Origin of the sequence: Chelativorans sp. (assembly GCF_031180965.1) — a bacterium.
Classification (GTDB): domain Bacteria; phylum Pseudomonadota; class Alphaproteobacteria; order Rhizobiales; family Rhizobiaceae; genus Chelativorans.
The window spans coordinates 76,934-97,270 of record NZ_JAPSLH010000010.1; the positions used below are offsets into that span (position 1 = coordinate 76,934).

Below are 20,337 nucleotides of genomic sequence, written 5' to 3' on the forward strand. Positions count from 1 at the left end.
GGCCCGCGGCCGGCCGGCGGCTCTTCCTTCAACAGGGAAATCAGCCGGGCATCGCTGCGCCGGCTGTCCCGTCATCTAGAAAAAGCTCTTGCGCTGCCACCAGCCGGACTTGCGCGGCGGCGCCTCTCCCTCGCTTCCGGTCGAGGAGACCACCGGTTCCGGCGTCTGCGAGACATTCGCCGCCTGCCGCCGCCCCGGCGAGGGCTGCTCCTCGGCCTCGGGCTCTCGCTCGGCTGGCGCAGGCGATTCGTCCTGCTGGGCTTCCGCAGGCGGAGAGGAGGGGACTTCGGCGAGAGCATCGCCGGTGCCCGCATCCTGTTTGGTCGACCGGCTCCTGCGACGCGGCTTCGCTTTCGGCGCTTCCTCGGCGCCAGCTTCCTGCGGAAGCTCCGGAACGGGTTCCGGCTCGGCGGCCGCGGGAGCTATATCCCCTTCCGCAGGTACGGCAGCCGCCTCAACGGATTCCGCTGGGGTTTCCGCCTCCGCCGCTTCCTCGAGGGATTCTTCGCCGCGGTTGCGCCGGCCGCCACGCTTGCCGCGATGACGCTTCTTGCGAGCCGCGGTTTCATCAGCCGTTTCAGAGACGGGTTCCTCATCGTCCCCGGCCGATTCCTCGCCATGCTGTGTGTCGGAGACGGCAGCTTCAAGGGCCGGCTGCTCGGTCCCGGCGCGGTCGCGTCCGCCCCGGCGGCGGCGCTTGCGCCGCCGCTTGCGCCCGGGGACACCCTGCTCCTCGGCGGCAGGCGCGGGACCTGCTTCCTCCGGTTCGTCGGCAAAGGCCTCTTCGGCTTCGAACTCAGGCTCGATCTCGGGTTCGACGGCTGTGAATGGGATGGCCCTTGGCGCCGGCGTGCGGGTGGACGGCTCGCCCTTCACGATAGCGTAGTGCTGGTTGCCCAGGCTTTCGTCCGTCTCGACGGTGATGTCTACGCCGAAGCGGTTCTCGAGCTCCACTAGCGTCGCGCGCTTGTGGTTGAGCAGGTAAAGCGCCGTCGAGGTCGGAGTGCGCACCGTGATGTCGTGCCGCCCGTCCTTGAGCAGGTATTCCTCGACGGCGCGCACGACCAGAAGCGCAACGGAGGACTCGGAACGCACATGGCCCGTGCCCCCGCAATGGGGGCAGGGCTGCATGGTGCTTTCGAGCACGCTGGCGCGAATGCGCTGGCGCGACATCTCGAGCAGACCGAAATGGGAAATGCGGCCCACCTGGATTCGGGCGCGGTCATTCTTCAGGCAGTCCTTCAGGCGCTTTTCGACCGCGCGGTTGTTCCGCCCCTCCTCCATGTCGATGAAGTCGATGACGATGAGGCCGGCAAGGTCGCGCAGGCGCAATTGCCGGGCGACCTCCTCCGCCGCTTCGAGGTTGGTCTGGAGGGCGGTGTCCTCGATCGAATGCTCCTTGGTGGAGCGGCCGGAGTTGACGTCGATGGCGACCAGCGCCTCGGTCTGGTTGATGATGATGTAGCCGCCGGACTTCAGCGTCACCTGCGGCTGCAGCATCTTGTCGAGCTGCGCCTCGATACCGTTGCGCGCGAAGATCGGCACGCTGTCGCGATAGGGCTGCACGACCTTCGCATGGCTCGGCATAAGCATGCGCATGAAGTCCTTGGCCTCGCGATAGCCCTCCTCGCCGGCCACCAGGATTTCGTCGATGTCCTTGTTGTAGAGGTCACGCACCGAGCGCTTGATAAGGCTGCCTTCCTCATAGACCAGGGCAGGGGCGGTGGACTGCAGCGTCAGGGTGCGCACGCGCTCCCACAGGCGCATCAGATATTCGTAATCGCGCTTGACCTCCGCCTTGGTCCGGTTGGCCCCGGCGGTGCGCAGGATGACGCCCATGCCTTCCGGCACGTCGAGGCTCTTGACGATGTCCTTGAGCCGCTTGCGGTCCTGCAGATTTGTGATCTTGCGCGAGATGCCGCCGCCGCGCCCCGTGTTCGGCATCAGCACGGAGTAACGTCCGGCCAGGGAAAGATAGGTAGTGAGCGCCGCGCCCTTGCTTCCGCGCTCTTCCTTCACGACCTGCACCAGCAGGATCTGCCGGCGCTTGATGACTTCCTGGATCTTGTAGTTGCGGCGGACCGTCCGACGGCGGTTCTGCGCCTCGTCGAGCGCATCTTCCGCGCCCACCGTATCGACCTCGCCGAGTTCGTCGGAACCGTTCGCCTCCTCGCTTCCATTGTCGCCGGGCGCGGGCGCCTCGGAAATGACATCCGCGTGGACGGCCTCGGCTTGCGCCGGCTGCCGGTCTTCAGCCTCGTCCGTTGCGCGGGAGGCTTCGTCCTGGCCCTCCGGCCTGCCGCCGCGCTTGCTGCGCCGGCGCTTGCGGCCGCGGCCGGCCTGCGCTTCGTTCTCGTCCGCCTCGTCGTCGGCCGCCCTCGCTTCCTCCGCCTCCGCCTTCAGGATGGCTTGGCGGTCGGCGACCGGGATCTGGTAATAGTCCGGATGAATTTCGCTGAAAGCGAGAAAACCGTGGCGGTTTCCGCCATATTCGACGAAGGCGGCCTGGAGTGAAGGTTCTACGCGCGTGACCCGCGCCAGATAGATGTTTCCTCGAAGCTGCTTCTTGTCCTGTGATTCGAAGTCGAATTCCTCGATACGATTACCGCGCAGGACAACGACGCGGGTTTCCTCCGGGTGGGAGGCGTCTATCAGCATTTTGTTTGGCATAAATTCTTGTCTCCCCGGCACGATCCGATTGCCGGGCGGGAGCATCGTGCTTCCCTGCCGCGCTGAATAGGATAGCTGCGCCGGATAATTTGGGGCCTGCCGGTCCGGGTCTTGACGCAGAGGAACGCCGGGGGGCCGCAAAACCTCTGCGGATCGTTCCGGGGCAATTCCTCGCTGCGCTCAAAGCCAATAGCATCGCCTGGCAGTACCGTTTCAACCTGGACCCGGAAGGCCGGGCCCGCTTTTGCTCTCAATGAGCCGGCACGGGCTGAGCCCGGCCGTTTTCCTCGCTTTAAGGGTTCCGGCCTTGCCGCAAACACCTTGAAGAATTCCTCTGAGCCACCGTCCTCGCCCGCATCGCGTCGGCTTTAGATCCGTCCCTCATCCCGCCTCGCTGCCTGACGGCTTCTGAAGACGGGCACTACGGTGGTTCAACGCCGCTTTTATGATTTGCCACAGTTGATGGCAACCCCGATTTCATCTCGACTTGCGGGCGGTCCTGCCTTGAAGCGGCCCAAAGCTTCATCTAACCCGCTGAGATCAAGCCGAAGCGAGGGGACAGCTAGGTGCGGGATCGAGCGTCTGAAGGGCCGCAGGCCAGCGGGAATCGAATGCCGACCAGTCTTGCCGAAGCTTTCACCCGCCTCGCCGGCCTGGTTCTGACGGTCCTGCCGCTTCTGATCTGGCCGCCTGATTCGGCGGTGGCCCAGGCCCCGGAGAGGCTGCTCGCTTATGATTATATGGTGGCCGGCGACCAGAACCGCACCCGCGTCCTGCTCAACTTCGACCGCGAGCCGGAGGTGGATTGGTCCCTGCTGCGCGCGCCGCACAGGCTGGTGCTTGACCTGCCGGAGACCGATTTCGGCATCGAGGAAGAGGAGGCCTCACCGCGCGGCCTCGTTTCGCGTGTCCGCTACGGGCGCATGTCGCCGGGCCGCTCGCGCATGATCTTCACAATGCCCGGCCCGTTCGCGCTCGAGGAAATTGCCGTGCTCAAGAACGAGACGTCACCCGGCTACCGGCTGATCATCGATCTGACGTCCTCCTCGGAAACGGCATTCGAGGCGGCGCTGCGCGAGCGCGTCGCCCGACCGCCTGAGAGCGGCGACCAGCAGCAGACTGCCGCGCCGCAGCCCAAGGATGGCCGCTTCACTGTCGCTCTCGATCCCGGCCATGGCGGGATCGACGGCGGCGCGCGCGGTGTCAATGGCACGTTCGAAAAGGCAATCACGCTCACATTCGCGGAAGAGCTCAAGAAGAAGCTCGAGGAGACGGGCAAGTACAATGTCGTGCTGACGCGCAGTGAGGACGTCTTCCTTGCGCTCGACGAACGCGTGCGCATCGCCCGGGCGAACGAGGCTGACCTTCTGGTTTCCATTCACGCCGATGCAATCCGCATGCGTGATTTCAGAGGTGCCACGGTCTACACCCTGTCCGAGCGCGCTTCGGACGCGGAAGCCGCCGCCACGGCGGCGCGCGAGAACCTGTCGGACGAGATCGCCGGGCTCGTGGTGCAGGACCAGAAGGACGACGTCGCCGACATTCTGGTGGACCTCATCCGCCGCGAAACCCATGCCTTCTCGATCCATTTCGCCCGCACGCTGATCGGCGAGCTCGGCGACACGGTGCATCTTGTCGGCAACCCGCTTCGCTCTGCGGGCTTCATCGTCCTGCGGGCGCCGGACGTGCCATCCGTGCTGCTGGAATTGGGCTATCTCTCCAACCCGCAGGACGAGCGGCAGATGCAGGACGCGGTCTGGCGCGCAAAAGCCGCTGCGGCGATAACGGAAGCCATAGCCGCCTTCGCAGCTGCCAAGGCGGGGGGCTGATACCGTTGCAAAGAGACAACGGTGCGAGTCTTTTAGTATCCGATGCAAGAATTAGGACACCCAATTGCCCCATTTTGCTCACATCGGCGGGGCATTGGGTCCAGCAATGATTTTCCGCAAGCACTTTCCGGTGCTACTATGATCGTGCGGGCATGGGGCGTGCCGGGCTGACCGGCTTATACGGAGCGGGCATGTTACGTCTACTTGGGTATTTTTTCGGCATAGGGATTGTCTTCGCGTTGGCTGCCGCCGCCGGCGTCGCCCTCTATGTGGGCGATCTGGCGAAAGACCTGCCCGATTACGAGGTGCTGGCGAAATACGAGCCGCCGGTGACGACGCGTATTCACGCGTCCGACGGCGCCCTGATGGCCGAATTCGCCCATGAGCGCCGCCTCTATCTGCCGATCCAGGCCATTCCGGACCGGGTGAAGGCCGCCTTCCTTTCCGCCGAGGACAAGAATTTCTACTCGCATCCCGGCATCGACGCGGTGGGCCTGATCCGCGCCGTCATCACCAACGCGCAGAATTTCGGCTCCGGGCGGCGTCCGGTGGGCGCCTCGACGATAACGCAGCAGGTGGCCAAGAACTTCCTCCTTACTTCCGACCAGACGATCGCGAGGAAAATCAAGGAGATGATCCTGGCCTTCCGTATCGAGCAGGCCTATTCCAAGGACCGTATCCTGGAACTCTACCTCAACGAGATTTTCTTCGGGCTCGGCGCCTACGGCATCGCCGGTGCAGCGCTCACCTACTACGACAAGGCGGTCGAGGACCTGACGGTTGCCGAGGTGGCCTATCTTGCCGCCCTCCCGAAGGGTCCTTCGAACTATCATCCCTTCCGCAACACCGAACGGGCGATCGAGCGCCGCGACTGGGTGATCGACCAGATGCGCGCCAACGGCTACATCACTGCGCAGGAGGCCGCGGAGGCGAAGGCTTCCGACCTCAACGTCAAGCCGCGTCCGCGCGGCAACTATCTGGCCGCGGCGGAGTATTTTACCGAAGAGGTCCGGCGCGACATCATCGCCCGCTACGGCGAGGACGCGCTCTACGAGGGTGGCCTCTATGTGCGCACGACGCTCGATCCCAAGCTGCAGCTCATTGCCCGCGCCACGCTGCGCAAGGGCCTGATGAGCTATGACAGGTTGCGCGGCTACCGCGGCCCTGTGAAGCAGATCGACCTGGCCGGGGATTGGGGCGAGGCCCTTGGCAATGTCGAGGCGCTGGGCGATGTGCCCGAGTGGCGACTTGCCGTGGTTCTGGAAGCTTCCGGCAATGACGTGCGGGTCGGCTTGCAGCCGCGGCGGGAGGTTTCCGGCGCGTTGTCGGAGGAGCGCGAGACAGGGACGATCGAGACCGACGGCATAGGCTGGGTGCTGCGCCACGTCGTGGACGGCAAGCGCCTCAAGGCGAACGCGCTCGACGACGTGCTGAAGCCGGGCGACGTCATCTATGTTGAGCGCAAGGCAGAGGACAGCGACGTCTGGACCGTGCAGCAGGTGCCCGAGATCGGCGGCGCCCTCGTCGCCATGGACCCCCATACGGGCCGCGTGCTCGCCATGGCCGGCGGCTTTTCCTACGCCGCCTCCGAGTTCAACCGCGCCACGCAGGCCTATCGCCAGCCCGGCTCCTCGTTCAAGCCGATCATCTACGCGGCGGCGCTCGACAACGGCTACACGCCCGCCTCCGTCATCATGGACGGACCGATCACCATCCAGATCGGCAACGAGATATGGCAGCCGAAGAACTATAGCGGCGAGTTTGGCGGTCCCTCGACCTTGAGGACCGGCATCGAGCGCTCGCGCAACCTGATGACGGTGCGTCTTGCCCAGGATATGGGCATGGACCTCGTTGCCGAATATGCCGAGCGCTTCGGTATCTATGACGACATGGCCGAGCACATCGCCATGTCGCTCGGGTCCGGCGAGACCACGGTCATGCGCATGGTCACCGCCTATGCGATCATGGCCAATGGCGGTAAGCATATCCAGCCCTCGCTGGTCGACCGCATCCAGGACCGCTACGGCAAGACGGTGTTCAAGCACGACACGCGCGAATGCACCGGCTGCACGGCCGAGAAGTGGGAGGGCCAGCCCGAAGCCGAGCTGGTCGACAACCGCGAACAGGTGCTCGACCCGATGACCGCATACCAGATCACCTCCATGATGGAAGGGGTGGTGCAGCGCGGCACCGCGACCACCATCGCCGAACTCGGCCGGCCGATCGCCGGCAAGACCGGCACGACCAATGACGAGAAGGACGCCTGGTTCATCGGCTACACGCCCGACCTCGTCGTCGGCGTCTTCATGGGCTACGACCAGCCCCGGCCGATGGGCAAGGGCTCGACCGGCAGCGGGCTCGCCGCGCCGATCTTCAAGGATTTCATGGCCGAGGCGCTGAAGGACATGCGCCCGGTGGAATTCCAGATACCCGAAGGCATGCAGCTCGTCGCCATCGACCGGAAGACCGGCATGCGTGCGCGGGAAGGCGCGCCCGGCGTTATCATGGAGGCCTTTAAACCCGGCACCGGGCCGGCTGACAGCTACTGGGTGATCGGCATGGAAAGCGCCCAGGCAAGCACCGGCGGATCCAATATCTCGCCCGAGGCCAACCGCGCGATCACCACCGGGGCAGGCGGGCTGTTCTAGGGCCGGGGCCGCATTGGGGATAGGCAGCCGCGTTTGAAAGACGCGGCTGTTTGCCTTTACAGGCATGGATGCGATCCATAAGTTCCGCCCGACTCGGGCCGAGCCCGCAAGCAATCTGCAAGGAAGAGACGCTCATGCGTACGGAAACGGCGAATCTGGTCGACGAAATCAGGCAGGCCATAAGCCTGCTGAGGAGGTATCTTTGACTGGGATGAGGCTGTAAAGCGGCTCGATTACCTCAACGCGCGCGCCGAGGAGGGCAATCTCTGGGACGATCCCCAGGAGGCCCAGAAGCTGATGCGCGAGCGCCAGTCGCTCGAAGAGAACATCAACGCCATCAACGGCCTCTCCCGCGCGCTCGACGACAATGTCGAGCTGATCGCGCTCGGGGAGGAGGAGGGCGATCAGTCCATCGTCGAGGAGGCGGAGGCCGCCATCCGCTCGTTGCGCGGCGAGATCGCTGCGCGCCAGATCGAGACGCTCCTGTCCGGCGAGGCCGACGCCAACGACACCTATCTGGAGATCCACGCCGGTGCCGGCGGCACCGAGAGCCAGGACTGGGCGTCGATGCTCCTGCGCATGTATACCCGGTGGGCCGAGCGGCGGAAGATGAAGGTCGAGGTGATGGAGGTTCATGACGGCGAGGAGGCGGGCATCAAATCGGCGACGATCCTGATCCGCGGCCACAACGCCTATGGCTGGCTCAAGACTGAATCCGGCGTGCATCGGCTGGTGCGCATCTCCCCCTTCGACAGCAATGCGCGCCGGCACACATCCTTCGCCAGCGTGTGGGTCTATCCGGTCATCGACGACACGATCGAGATCGACATCCCCGAATCGGAGGTGCGCATCGATACCTACCGCTCCTCCGGAGCCGGCGGACAGCACGTCAACACGACCGATTCGGCCGTGCGCATCACCCATCTGCCGACCGGCATCGCGGTCGCCTGCCAGCAGGAGCGCTCGCAGCACAAGAACCGGGCCAAGGCATGGGAGATGCTGCGCGCGCGGCTATACGAGCTGGAGCTGAAGAAGCGCGAAGAGGCGGCGAACGCGACCGAGGCCAGCAAGAGCGATATCGGCTGGGGCCACCAGATCCGCTCCTATGTGCTGCAGCCCTACCAGATGGTGAAGGATCTTCGCACCGGGGTGGAGAGCCCAAGCCCGCAGGACGTGCTCGACGGCGATCTCGACGAGTTCATGAAGGCGTCTCTTTCGCAGAGAATCAGCGGCGGCGCGGGGGCGGAGGTCGCCGACATTGACTGAGACCGCGCGGTAAGGTTGTGAAAACCCTGAAACCATAATTGTATTTTGCGCCCGGCAGGGCTGCGTTAGCCCTGCCGGGACCGGCATTTCGGTGGGCGCCTTCGAGGGAACAGAACGCATGTGTGGCATCGTTGGCATTGTCGGACAGAACCCCGTTGCGCCGCTGATCGTGGACGCGCTGAAGCGGCTCGAATACCGCGGCTATGACTCGGCGGGCGTTGCCACCATAGACGGCGGAAGGCTTTCCCGCCGGCGCGCCGAGGGAAAGCTGGTCAACCTGGAAAAGCGGCTTCGCGAGGAGCCGCTGGGCGGCGTGATCGGCATCGGCCACACGCGCTGGGCTACCCACGGCGTCCCCAACGAGACCAATGCGCATCCGCATTTTTCCGACGACGTGGCGGTCGTCCACAACGGCATTATCGAGAACTTCGCCGAGCTGCGTGACGAACTCATCGCCGATGGTTTCGTCTTCACCTCTCAGACCGACACGGAGGTCGTGGCGCATCTCGTAGCGCGCGAATTGCGCCGGGGCAAAAGGCCCCAGGACGCGGCCTTCGCCGCCCTGAAGCGGCTGCGCGGCGCCTTTGCCCTCGCCATCATGTTCCGTGGTGACGAGGACTTGATCGTCGGCGCCCGCAACGGCCCCCCGCTCGCGGTCGGCCATGGCGATGGCGAGATGTTCCTCGGCTCGGACGCCATAGCGCTGGCGCCCTTTACCGATTCCATCACCTATCTGGAGGATGGCGACTGGGTTGTCGTGCGCCGCTCCGGAATGCAGATCTTCGACATGGACGGCCGGCCGGTGGAGCGCAAACGCCAGCGCTCCGTCGGCACCAGCTTCATGGTCGACAAGGGCAATCACCGGCATTTCATGGAGAAGGAAATCCATGAGCAGCCGGAGGTGATCTCGCACACGCTGGCGAACTATCTCGATTTCGCTGGCGGCGGCGTGAAGCCTTTCGAAACGCCGTTCGACTTCGCCCGAATAGACCGACTGGCGGTTTCCGCCTGCGGCACTGCCTATCTTGCCGGCCTCGTCGGTAAATACTGGCTCGAGCGCTACGCGCGCCTGCCGGTCGACATCGATATCGCCTCGGAATTCCGCTACCGCGAGATGCCGCTTTCGAAGGCGAGCGCGGCGCTCTTCGTCTCGCAATCCGGCGAGACCGCCGACACGCTGGCATCGCTGCGCTATTGCCGGCGCGAGGGCGTGCCGATCGCATCGATCGTCAATGTTCGCGACTCCACCATGGCGCGCGAAAGCGACGGCATCTTTCCGACCCTCGCCGGGCCGGAGATCGGCGTCGCCTCGACCAAGGCCTTCACCTGCCAGCTGGCCATCTTCGCGGCTCTGGCGGTGCGCGCCGGACTGGAGCGCGGCACACTTTCGCAGGAAGAGGGACGCGAGCTGGTGCGCGCGCTCTCCGAAGCGCCCCGATACGCGGCACAGGCGCTCAAGCTGGAGGAACGCATCGAAACGGTTGCGCGCGAGCTTTCGCGCGTGCGCCACGTGCTCTATCTCGGCCGCGACACGAGCTATCCGCTGGCGCTGGAAGGCGCGCTGAAGCTGAAAGAACTCTCTTATATCCACGCCGAGGGCTATGCCGCCGGCGAACTCAAGCATGGGCCGATCGCCCTCATCGACGAGCACATGCCGGTGATCGTCATCGCCCCGCATGACCGCATTTTCGAAAAGACTGTCTCGAACATGCAGGAGGTCGCCGCCAGGGGCGGCCGCATCATCCTGATCACCGACGAGGAGGGCGCCGCGCGCTCCACCCTCGACAGGTTTGAGACGATCGTGATGCCTGCAATGCCCGAATTCATCGCGCCGATCATCTACGCACTGCCGGTGCAGATGCTGGCCTATCACACGGCGGTGGCGCTGGGCACGGATGTGGACCAGCCGCGCAATCTGGCGAAATCGGTGACAGTGGAGTAGCGCTGGTCCCGCCGCGGCTTGCCCTCGGCGCAAAAGTAGGCTGTCACATACAGTTTCGGCGTGTTACTTCCACGTTTCCAGCCAAAGCTCGAGGTGCCGCCCGGTGATGACCCGCCTGCGCAATTACTTCCTGACGGGATTTATCGTCGCCGCGCCGCTTGCCATCACCGCTTATATCGTCTGGTCCTTCGTCGGCTGGGTGGATTCCTGGGTGAAGCCCTATATTCCGGCGCGTTACAATCCGGACAGCTATCTTCCTTTCGCGGTGCCGGGCTTCGGCCTGATCGTGGCGGTGGTGCTGATCACCCTCGTCGGCTTTCTCACCGCGAATTTCATCGGCCGGAGCATCGTTTCTTTCGGTGAATATCTGCTGGAGCGCATGCCGCTGGTGCGCAGTGTGTATAGGACGCTGAAACAGATCCTCGAGACGGTTCTCTCCGAGCGTTCGGATACCTTCAAGAAGGTCGGCCTCATCGAATATCCGCGCAAGGACCTGTGGGCGATCGTCTTTATCGCCACGGATGCGCGGGGCGAGCTGCAGAACTCCACCGGAAAGGATGGCGATCCGACCGTCGCGGTGTTCCTGCCCACGACGCCCAACCCCACCTCCGGCTTCCTGCTCTATGTGCCGAAAAGCCAGATCATCGAACTTTCCATGTCTGTGGAGGAGGGCGCCAAGCTGATCATCTCCGCCGGGCTCCTGTCTCCTGACTATCATGAGAAAACAAAAGAGTTGGCCGAGGATGCGCTGGCCAGCAAGGAGCTCAAGCGAAGCCGCTCCGGCAATGGAGAGGATTCTCTCAAGGTCCCCGAGGTCACGACCGCCGCTCAGCCGGCCCGCAAGAGGCGCACGGCCTCGTCCTTGCCGAAGAGATAGAGCAGGACGCGCAGAGCCTCACCGCGCTTGCCCGAAAGCTCCGGATCCCGCGAAAGCACGAGCCTCGCATCGTCCCGTGCCGCGGCCAGAAGTTCGGCGTGGAATTCCAGCCGCGCGATCTGGAACCCCGGCGTGCCGGACTGGCGGGTGCCGAGCAGGTCGCCTTCGCCGCGCAGCTTCAGATCCTCCTCGGCTAGGACGAAGCCGTCCTCGGTCTGGCGCAAGACCTCCAGCCGTCGTTTCGCCGTCTCGCCGAGGGGCGGCTTGTAAAGGAGCACGCAGGAGGAGGGGCGGTCGCTCCGTCCCACCCGGCCGCGCAGCTGGTGGAGCTGTGCCAGGCCGAAGCGCTCCGCATGCTCGATGACGATAATCGTGGCGTCTGGCACATCCACCCCCACTTCCACCACCGTCGTGCCGACAAGGATGCGCGTTTGCCCCTCCCGGAAGGCGCGCATCGCCTCGTCCTTTTCGCGCGCCGCCATCCGGCCATGCACGAGGCCGACGGTATCGCCGAACAGCTGCTTCAAGGAGGCGAAGCGATCCTCTGCGGAGGTCAGCTCGATCTCTTCCGATTCCTCGACCAGCGGGCAGATCCAATAGACCTTCTGGCCTTCCGCAATTGCTGTCTGGAGGCGCTCCACCAGTTCGTCCAGCCGGTCCGCGGGCATGGTGACCGTGCGGATGGGCTTGCGGCCGGCAGGCTTTTCCGTGAGGCGCGAGACATCCATGTCGCCGAATGCCGAAAGCACCAGAGTGCGTGGGATGGGCGTGGCCGTCATCACAAGCATGTCCGGCGCATCGCCCTTGGCGCTGATGGCAAGGCGCTGATGCACGCCGAAGCGGTGCTGCTCGTCGATAATGGTCAGAACCAGATCGCGGAACCGCACCGCTTCCTGGAACAGGGCGTGCGTGCCGATGACAAAGGCGGTCTTCCCGGAGGCGATATCGTCGAGGATCGCTTGCCGCTCGCGGCCTTTCTCGCGGCCGGTGAGCAGCGCCGCTCTCAGTCCTGCGGCCTCCGCGAGCGGCGCGATGGTGGAAAAATGTTGCCGGGCGAGCAATTCCGTCGGCGCCATCAGGGCGGATTGGCCGCCGGCCTCCGCCGCACGGGCCATGGCAAGCACTGCCACCACTGTCTTGCCGGCGCCCACATCGCCCTGGAGCAGGCGCAGCATGCGCTCCTCCTTGGCAAGGTCCGCGAAGATGTCCGCCACCGCGCGCTCTTGGGAGGGCGTCAGGGAATAGGGCAGGGCCTTCCTGATGCGGGCGGCAAGCAAGCCGTCGCCCTTGAGCGGCCGGCCGGAGAGCTTTCGCGTGCGGCCGCGCACGAGGGCGAGCGAAAGCTGGCTTGCCAGCAATTCGTCATAGGCGATCCGCCTCCATGACGCGCCTTCGGGCGAGATTTCCTCGATAGATTCGGGGTTGTGCAGGCGCTCCAGCGCGGCACGGAAGGGCGGCAGGCCCAGCCGCGTCTTGAGATCTTCGTCCTGCCATTCCGGCAGATCCGGCAGGCGCGCCAGTGCTTGGCCGATGGCGCGGCGCAGGATCTTCGGCGAGAGCCCCGCCGTCAGCGGATAGACGGGCTCCAGCGGCGGCAGGCTGTCCGCTTCTGACACGGGGACGATATAGTCCGGGTGGACCATGGAAGGCCGGCCGTTGAACCACTCCATTCGGCCGGACACCAGCACCTCGCCGCCCACTGGAAGCTGCTTTTCCAGATAGGCCTGGTGCGCGTGGAAGAAGGTCAGCGCGATCTGTCCCGTCTCGTCGAAGGCGAAGACACGGTAGGGCACGTTCCTCTTGCCGCGCGGCGGCGGCTGATGGCGGTCGACCGTGAGCTTGAGCGTGACGATCGCGCCTTGCGGCGCATGGGCCATTTCCGGCCTGTTGGTGCGGTCGATCAGGGAATGCGGCAGCACGAACAGAAGATCGCCCACACGCGGGGGACGGCTCGTCAGATCCGCCGGCACTACATTGGCGATCAGCCCTGCGATGCGGCTTCCCACGCCCTCAAGGGCGGTCGCCGGCGCGAAAAGAGGATCGAGAAGGGAAGGGCGCATAACGAGAACCTAGCGGCGGCGGGCTGATGATGAAATGCTTTGTAGAGGCTGACTTTCCACAGCCGAGACGCTATATGCCCTCTCTCACCGCGAAAAGGCTCGTCAATGACCGGAACCACGCGCTCAAGCGCCGATCTAGACCCGCGCCGGCGCCGCGTTTTGATGCGCGCCTGGCGGCGCGGCATGCGCGAGATGGACCTCGTGCTCGGCGGCTTCGCGGATGCCCATATCGACGCCCTTTCGGACAGGGAACTGGCCGAGTTCGAAGCGCTGCTCGACGTGCCCGACGCGACGCTTCTGCATTGGGTCACTGGTGAGAAGCCGCCCGCCGAGCCTCACGACACTCTCCTTCTCAAGCGCATCCGCGCCGCCTGCGGGGCGGCCGCCACCTGACAGATACCACAATGACCGACCTCATCCCTCCCATCGGCCTCACCCGCCGAAACGGCGCCGCGATCGTCGACGAAGTCGCCGACGGTTACGTGCCCTTCGTGCTGGCGCAGCTTTCCGCCCAGCTTGCGCCCGACAGCCCGCTGATCTTCGTCGCCCGCGACGGCCAGCGCCTGCCGATGATCGCGGACGCGTTGCAATTCGCCATACCCGGCCTGCCGGTAATGACGCTGCCCGCCTGGGACTGCCTGCCCTATGACCGCGTCTCGCCGGGTGCGGATGCCGCCGCGCGCCGGCTCGACGCGCTTTCCGCCATGGCGGCCCTGCGAAAGAAGCCGCATCGCGCCATCGTGCTCGTGAGCGCCAACGGGCTGCTCCAGCGCATCCCGCCCGCCGAGCATATCGAGGCGCAGAGTTTTCGCGCCAGGCCCGGCAATCAGGTGGACATGGATGCGTTGATCTCGCGCCTGGAGGTGGCCGGCTTCGAGCGCGTGCCGACCGTGCGCGACATGGGCCAGTTCGCCGTGCGTGGCGGCATCCTCGACCTGTTCGCGCCCGGGTGGGAGGAGGCGCTGCGCCTCGACTTCTTCGGCGACACGCTCGACTCCATCCGCGCCTTCGATGTCGCGACCCAGCGCACCACCGGACAGCGCAGCGAAGTGCTGCTGCGGGCGATGAGCGAGGTGACGCTGACGCCAGACACGGTGAGCCGTTTCCGCCGCAACTATATCGAGACGTTCGGCGCGCCCTCGCGCGACGACGCTCTCTATGCGGCGATCTCCGAAGGGCGGCGCTTTTCCGGCATGGAGCACTGGCTGCCGCTCTTCTATGACGGGCTCGAAACCGTGTTCGACTATCTGCCGGACACGCCGCTCGTCTTCGAGCATCTGGCCCAGGAAGCGATCAGCGAGCGCCATGCGCTGATCTCGGATCACTACGAGGCGCGCAAGCGCCAGCTGGCCGAAGGCGCAGGGCTCGGCGATTCGGTTCCCTATAAGCCCATCCAGCCGAAGGAGCTTTACCTCGATCCGCAGGAAGTCTCAGCGGCGATGGAAGCGCGCATCTTCATCCGGCTTACGCCCTTCGCCGCGCCGGAAGAAGGGACCGCCAAGGTCGTCCACGCGGGAGCATCCGCCGGGCGCAGCTTTGCCGAGGAGCGCGCGGACCCGGAGGCGAATGTCTTCGACCATGTCGTCAAGCATGTCGGCGCGCTTCGGGCGCGCGGTAAGCATGTGATGATCGCCGGCTGGAGCGAGGGCTCAGTCGACCGGCTTGGCCAGATCCTTTCCGAGCACGGGCTGGGCGGGGTCGCGCGGGTGGAAAGCCTGGAGGCACTCGGGAAGCTGCCCAAAGGGCAGGCGGGCCTAGGCATTCTGCCGCTGGAGGCGGGGTTCGAGACGGCGCAGCTGGCCGTCGTCGCCGAGCAGGACATCCTCGGCGATCGCCTGGTTCGCCGCGCGAGGCGGCGCAAGAAGGCCGCCGACTTCATCTCGGAGGCGAGCACGCTCGCCGCGGGAGACATCGTGGTCCATGTGGACCACGGCATCGGCCGCTTCGTGGGCCTGCGCACCATCGAGGCTGCAGGCGCCCCGCATGAATGCCTGGAAATCCACTATGCAGGCGACGACCGGCTTTTCCTGCCGGTGGAAAACATCGATCTCCTGTCGCGCTACGGCTCCGATTCGGCTGAAGCCACGCTGGACAGGCTTGGCGGCGGGGCCTGGCAGTCGCGCAAGGCCAAGCTCAAGAAGCGCCTGCTCGAAATGGCGGGCCAGCTCATAAAGCTCGCAGCCGAGCGGCAGATGCGCCCCTCCGCCAAGCTTGTGCCGCCCGAGGGCCTTTATGGAGAGTTCTCCGCCCGCTTCCCCTACGAGGAGACGGACGACCAGCAGACCGCCATCGACGCGGTCCTGGACGATCTGAGCGCCGGACGGCCGATGGACAGGCTTGTCTGCGGCGATGTGGGCTTCGGCAAGACGGAGGTGGCGCTGCGCGCCGCCTTCGTGGCCGCTATGGAGGGGCTCCAGGTGGCCGTCGTGGTGCCGACCACGCTGCTCGCGCGCCAGCATTTCAAGACCTTCCGCGAGCGCTTCGCGGGCCTGCCGGTGCGTGTGCGGCAGGCCTCGCGACTGGTCCCGGCGAAGGAACTGGCGGAAACGAAGAAGGGCCTGGCCGACGGTACGGTCGACATCGTGATCGGCACGCATGCACTGCTTGGAGCGTCGATCAGCTTCAAGAATCTCGGCCTGCTGATCATCGACGAGGAGCAGCATTTCGGCGTCAAGCACAAGGAGCGGCTGAAGGAACTGAAGGCGGATGTGCATGTGCTGACGCTCTCCGCCACGCCCATTCCGCGCACCCTGCAACTGGCGCTCACCGGGGTGCGCGAGCTGTCGCTGATCGCCACGCCGCCGGTGGACCGGATGGCGGTGCGCACCTTCATTTCTCCCTTCGATCCGCTCATCATCCGCGAGACGCTGCTGCGCGAGCGCTACCGCGGCGGGCAGAGCTTCTATGTCGTCCCGCGCATTTCCGATCTGGCCGAGGTGCAGGAGTTCCTGAGCGGCGAAGTGCCGGAACTGAAGGTCGCGACCGCGCACGGGCAGCTTGCTGCCGGCGAGCTCGACGACATCATGAACGCCTTCTATGACGGCAAATATGATGTTCTCTTGTCGACGACGATCGTGGAATCGGGCCTCGACATCCCCACAGCCAACACGCTGATCGTGCACCGGGCGGATATGTTCGGCCTGGCGCAGCTCTACCAGCTGCGCGGGCGTGTTGGCCGCTCGAAGGTGCGCGCCTATGCGCTCCTGACGCTGCCCGCAAACCGGACGCTCACGCCCACCGCCGAGCGGCGGCTCAAGGTGCTGCAGTCGCTCGACACGCTGGGCGCCGGCTTTCAGCTCGCCAGCCACGATCTCGACATCCGCGGCGCCGGCAACCTTCTCGGTGAGGAGCAGTCCGGCCACATCAAGGAAGTCGGCTATGAGCTCTACCAGCAGATGCTGGAAGAGGCGGTGGCCGAGCTGCGCGGCGGCATCGAGGTGGCCGATACCGGCTGGTCGCCGCAGATCACCGTCGGCACGGCCGTGATGATCCCCGAGCACTATGTCCCCGACCTGCAGCTTCGGCTCGGCCTTTATCGCCGGCTCGGCGAACTGGAGACGCCGGGCGAGATCGACGCCTTCGGCGCCGAGCTCATCGACCGCTTCGGGCCCATGCCCGAGGAGGTGCAGCATCTCCTCAAGATCGTTTATATCAAGGCGCTTTGCCGGCGGGCCAATGTGGAGAAGCTGGATGCCGGGCCGAAGGGCGTGGTGCTCCACTTCCGCAACAAGGAGTTCCCGGAGCCGGCGGGGCTCGTGCGCTTCATCGGCGAACAGGGGCAGCTGGCAAAGATCAGGCCGGATCAAAGCGTGGTCTTCATCCGGGATTGGCCGACGCCGGAGAAACGGCTTACGGGCGCCGCCACGATCATGACGCAGCTCGTACGTCTCGTCGAAAAGCAGGCCGCCTAGGCGCCACTGCGGTTTTTGCATGCGCTTTCGTTCCCGCGCTCCATCCGGAGCCGGGGCATGAAAAAAGGGGAAGACGGGCGGCCATGCTGCTCATCTTCGGTATTTCAGCGACCTTGCGGCCGCCCGTCCGGCGGTTTTCCAACCTCCGCCCCTTTCCTTCGCTTCGACCGGGTTGCGCCTTGGCCTTCATCAGGCTGTCTCGGGCGCTTTCGCCAGGCGGTCTGCGACCCCGCATGGCACCCCGGCTTCCGCTCGCACATCATCGGATATGCCCCGGTGGACCGGCACCGGGAGGAAACCTGGACGGAGTCCCCGACGATCGCGGTCAGCGATTGCCGGAAACGCCGATCCTTCCCCGCGAGGGCGCTGTCGCGACCTGCGTCCCGCGAGAAGGACGGGGGAAGAATAGCGCCAGTGCTGAACTGTGGGATGAAAACCGAGCAGAAAAAAAAGAACATCGAGCATTTACAGGTGCTTGGCCGAAACCGGGTGGCGAATCTATCCCCACCCAGGAGCGCTATTCGCCTGCAGCGTCGAGCTGACCCCGCTCCTTCGCCTCCGAGACCTTGGAGAGCGCGTCGGCCAGCTCTGCCGGCGGCTGGGCGCCCATCAGGGCATAGCGGCCTTCGAGCAGGAAGCAGGGCACGCCGGTGATGCCCATGCGGCGCGCCGTCTCCACCTCCTCCTCGACCTCGCTGCGGTCGGCGGACGAGGGAAGGAGGCTGCGGACCAGGGCGGCGTCCATGCCTGCATCCCCGGCGGCCTCGACCAGAACGGTATGATCGCCGATATTCTTTCCTTCCTCGAAATAGAGTCGGAAGAGGCGCTCCACGACCCGGTCCTGTACACCCTCTCCGGATGCAGCCGCCCACCGGATCACGCGATGCGCGTCGAGCGTATTGGGCGCCACCTTGATGGCAGCGAAATCGTAGGAGATGCCGGCGGCAGCACCCATCTCCCGCAGCCGGTCATGCGCCGCCTCGATGCGCTCCAGGCTGCCGAATTTCTGGATCATATAGGCTTTTCGGTCGAGGCCCTCCGGCGGGACCGTGGGATCGAGTTGGTAGGGCCGCCAGCGGACCGTTACGTCGATGTCCTTGAGGCCGCCCAGCGCGAGCTGCAGGTTGCGCATGCCCAGAAAGCACCAGGGACAGACGACGTCCGAAACGACGTCGATATCGAGCGCTGGCTTGTCGGTCATCGAAGATCCTATTCCGGCTTGCGCCACCAGGCCGAGAGATCAAAGCCGTTGAGCGGTGCCGTCTCCGGGTGCTGCAGATAATTCCAGTAGGCGATCCATACTTGGTTGTTGTGCTGCGTCGGCACCATATAGGCCCCTGATATGAGCAGCCGGTCGAGCGCCCGCACCGCGGCCACATAGGTCTCCTTGTCGCGCGCATTGAGCATGGCTTCGATCATGGCGTCCACGGCGGGATCGGCGACACCGGCGAGATTGAAGGAGCCTTCCGCCTTTGCGGCCTCCGAACCCCAACGATTGATCTGCTCAATCCCGGGCGAGAGCGTGCCGAAAAAGCCAACCGAGGCGATCAGCACGTCGAAGTCGAAGGTCTGCTTGCGCTGTTGGATTTGCGCGTCGTCGAGCATGCGGAGCGTGACGTTGATGCCGAGGCGGGTGAGGCTGCGCTGGAACACCGCCGCAAGCCGCTCCTGCTCGGCGGAAACGAGGAGGATTTCGAAGGCGAAGGGGTTGCCCTGCGGGTCCCTCATCACGCCGCCGTCCAGCCTGTAGCCTGCTTCCTGCAGAAGCCGGAGTGCCTCGCGCATCTGGTCGCGGCCGATCTCGCCGCCCTTGCCGTCCTCCGCCCCATAGGTGCCCTCCATAACGGAGGGCAGAACCTTGTCCTGATGGGGAGCGAGCAGCTCCTTCTCCTTTTGATTTGCCGGGGTGCCGAGGGCGGAAAGCTCCGACCCCTGCCAATAGCTCAGCGTGCGCTCATACTGGCCATTATAGACGTTCTTGTTGACCCAGCCGAAGTCATAGAGCATCCCGAGCGCCCGGCGCACTCGGGGATCGGCGAATTTTTCCCGGCGCGTGTTGAAGACGAACCCGCTGACCGCGGGCGGGATCTTCATTTCGAAGGATTCCACGACCACGTCGCCGTTCTTCGCTGCCGGGAAGTCGAAGTCGCGCGCGATGGTGTTGGGATCAAGCCCGGTATAGTCGGCGCCCGCATAGACGGAGCACAGGCCCTTCTTGAACGCCTCGAACTGCGCGTTGCCGTTGAGGAAATATTCGATGGTGACGCGGTCGTAGTTCTGGAAACCCCGCATCGAGGGCACGTCCTTGCCCCAGTATTCGGGGTTGCGCTTGAAGGAGACGCGCCGCCCCGGCACCACCTGGTCGATGACATAGGGCCCGCTGCCGATGACCGGCTTCAGCGTCGTCTGGTCGAAAGTCTCCCGGTCGAAGGCATGGGCGGGGATCACCGGCGTCAGCGCCACAACCAGCGGGAATTCGCGGTCCGACTGGTCGTTGAAGGTGAAGCGCACGCTATGCTCGCCCGTCCTCTCGATCTTCTCGATCCTCGCCATGCGGCTCGAATAGGGCGGGCGCCCTTTTTTGGCGAAGGTCTCATAGGTGAAGATGACGTCCTCCGGCGTCACCGGCTTCCCATCGGACCATTTGGCTTTCGGGTTGAGGTGGAACTCCGCGTAGGTGCGGTCCGCATCCATCTCGACCGATTCGGCCAGCAGCCCGTAGAGTGAGAACGGCTCGGCACCGTTGCGCCGCATCAGCGGTTCGAAGACGAAATTGCCGAAGATCGTGTCGATCACCCCCCGCGCGGTGCTGCGCATGCTCTTCAGGATGAACGGGTTGAGGTTGTCGAAGCTCCCGACTACGCAATAGGTGATCTCTCCGCCTTTTGGCGCGTCCGGATCGGCATAGGGAAAATTCGAGAAATTGTCGGGCAGGGCCGGCTCGCCATTCATGGCGATTCCATGCCTGGGCGCCTCCTGTGCCATTGCCGCGCCCGCTGCCAGAAGGGCGAGGAGTGCCGGGATGGCAAAAAAACGGAAGATCATGGAGAAAACCTCGTCAGCCTCAACTCGACTCGCTCTGCCTCAATCCTTGGGCCCGGAAAGGGCACTTGTCTATTCAGCGCCGGGCCGCG

At 65.1% G+C, this 20,337-nt stretch carries 11 protein-coding genes; 7 read left to right on the forward strand and 4 right to left on the reverse strand.

Annotated elements, in window-relative coordinates:
* Window positions 1-75: 75 nt before the first annotated feature.
* On the reverse strand, window positions 76-2,670 hold the full coding sequence (locus tag RIN79_RS10105) for an Rne/Rng family ribonuclease (RefSeq protein WP_309084529.1): 2,595 nt from the start codon (window positions 2,668-2,670) through the stop codon (window positions 76-78).
* Window positions 2,671-3,281: 611 nt separating this feature from the next.
* Between RIN79_RS10105 and RIN79_RS10110 the strand changes: the two genes are divergently transcribed.
* The 5 genes from RIN79_RS10110 (at window position 3,282) to RIN79_RS10130 (ending at window position 11,232) form a co-directional block, all read left to right on the forward strand.
* Window positions 3,282-4,499 (forward strand): N-acetylmuramoyl-L-alanine amidase, encoded by a 1,218-nt coding sequence (locus RIN79_RS10110; protein ID WP_309084530.1) that lies wholly within the window; start codon window positions 3,282-3,284, stop codon window positions 4,497-4,499.
* Between the two features lie 191 nt (window positions 4,500-4,690).
* Window positions 4,691-7,147, forward strand: coding sequence for a penicillin-binding protein 1A (locus RIN79_RS10115; protein WP_309084531.1), 2,457 nt, complete (start codon window positions 4,691-4,693; stop codon window positions 7,145-7,147).
* 134 nt (window positions 7,148-7,281) lie between these two features.
* A protein-coding gene (prfB, locus tag RIN79_RS10120; protein WP_309084532.1) for a peptide chain release factor 2 occupies window positions 7,282-8,413 on the forward strand; the annotation gives its coding sequence in 2 pieces (ribosomal slippage) (window positions 7,282-7,347 and window positions 7,349-8,413; 1,131 coding nt in all).
* A 118-nt stretch (window positions 8,414-8,531) separates the two neighbouring features.
* Complete coding sequence (gene glmS, locus RIN79_RS10125) at window positions 8,532-10,355, forward strand: glutamine--fructose-6-phosphate transaminase (isomerizing) (protein WP_309084533.1); 1,824 nt, start codon at window positions 8,532-8,534, stop codon at window positions 10,353-10,355.
* Between the two features lie 106 nt (window positions 10,356-10,461).
* On the forward strand, window positions 10,462-11,232 hold the full coding sequence (locus tag RIN79_RS10130) for a DUF502 domain-containing protein (RefSeq protein ID WP_309084577.1): 771 nt from the start codon (window positions 10,462-10,464) through the stop codon (window positions 11,230-11,232).
* On the opposite strand, the gene recG is transcribed toward RIN79_RS10130, so the two are convergent.
* Window positions 11,184-13,292 (reverse strand): ATP-dependent DNA helicase RecG, encoded by a 2,109-nt coding sequence (gene recG / locus RIN79_RS10135; protein WP_309084534.1) that lies wholly within the window; start codon window positions 13,290-13,292, stop codon window positions 11,184-11,186. The two genes, RIN79_RS10130 and recG, sit on opposite strands and share 49 nt — an antisense overlap.
* A 105-nt stretch (window positions 13,293-13,397) precedes the next feature.
* Between recG and RIN79_RS10140 the strand changes: the two genes are divergently transcribed.
* Both RIN79_RS10140 and mfd read left to right on the forward strand, forming a co-directional pair.
* Entirely contained in the window at window positions 13,398-13,685 is a 288-nt protein-coding gene (locus tag RIN79_RS10140) for a succinate dehydrogenase assembly factor 2 (RefSeq protein WP_309084535.1), read from the forward strand.
* Window positions 13,686-13,696: 11 nt separating this feature from the next.
* Window positions 13,697-17,203 (forward strand): transcription-repair coupling factor, encoded by a 3,507-nt coding sequence (gene mfd, locus RIN79_RS10145; protein WP_309084536.1) that lies wholly within the window; start codon window positions 13,697-13,699, stop codon window positions 17,201-17,203.
* 517 nt (window positions 17,204-17,720) lie between these two features.
* Here mfd and RIN79_RS10150 read toward each other — a convergent pair.
* A complete protein-coding gene (locus RIN79_RS10150; protein WP_309084537.1) occupies window positions 17,721-18,404 on the reverse strand; it encodes a DsbA family oxidoreductase in 684 nt (227 codons plus the stop codon).
* Between the two features lie 8 nt (window positions 18,405-18,412).
* Window positions 18,413-20,248 carry an extracellular solute-binding protein gene (locus tag RIN79_RS10155; RefSeq protein WP_375165907.1) on the reverse strand — a complete coding sequence of 612 codons (1,836 nt, stop codon included), beginning with the start codon at window positions 20,246-20,248 and terminating at the stop codon, window positions 18,413-18,415.
* Window positions 20,249-20,337: the final 89 nt, after the last annotated feature.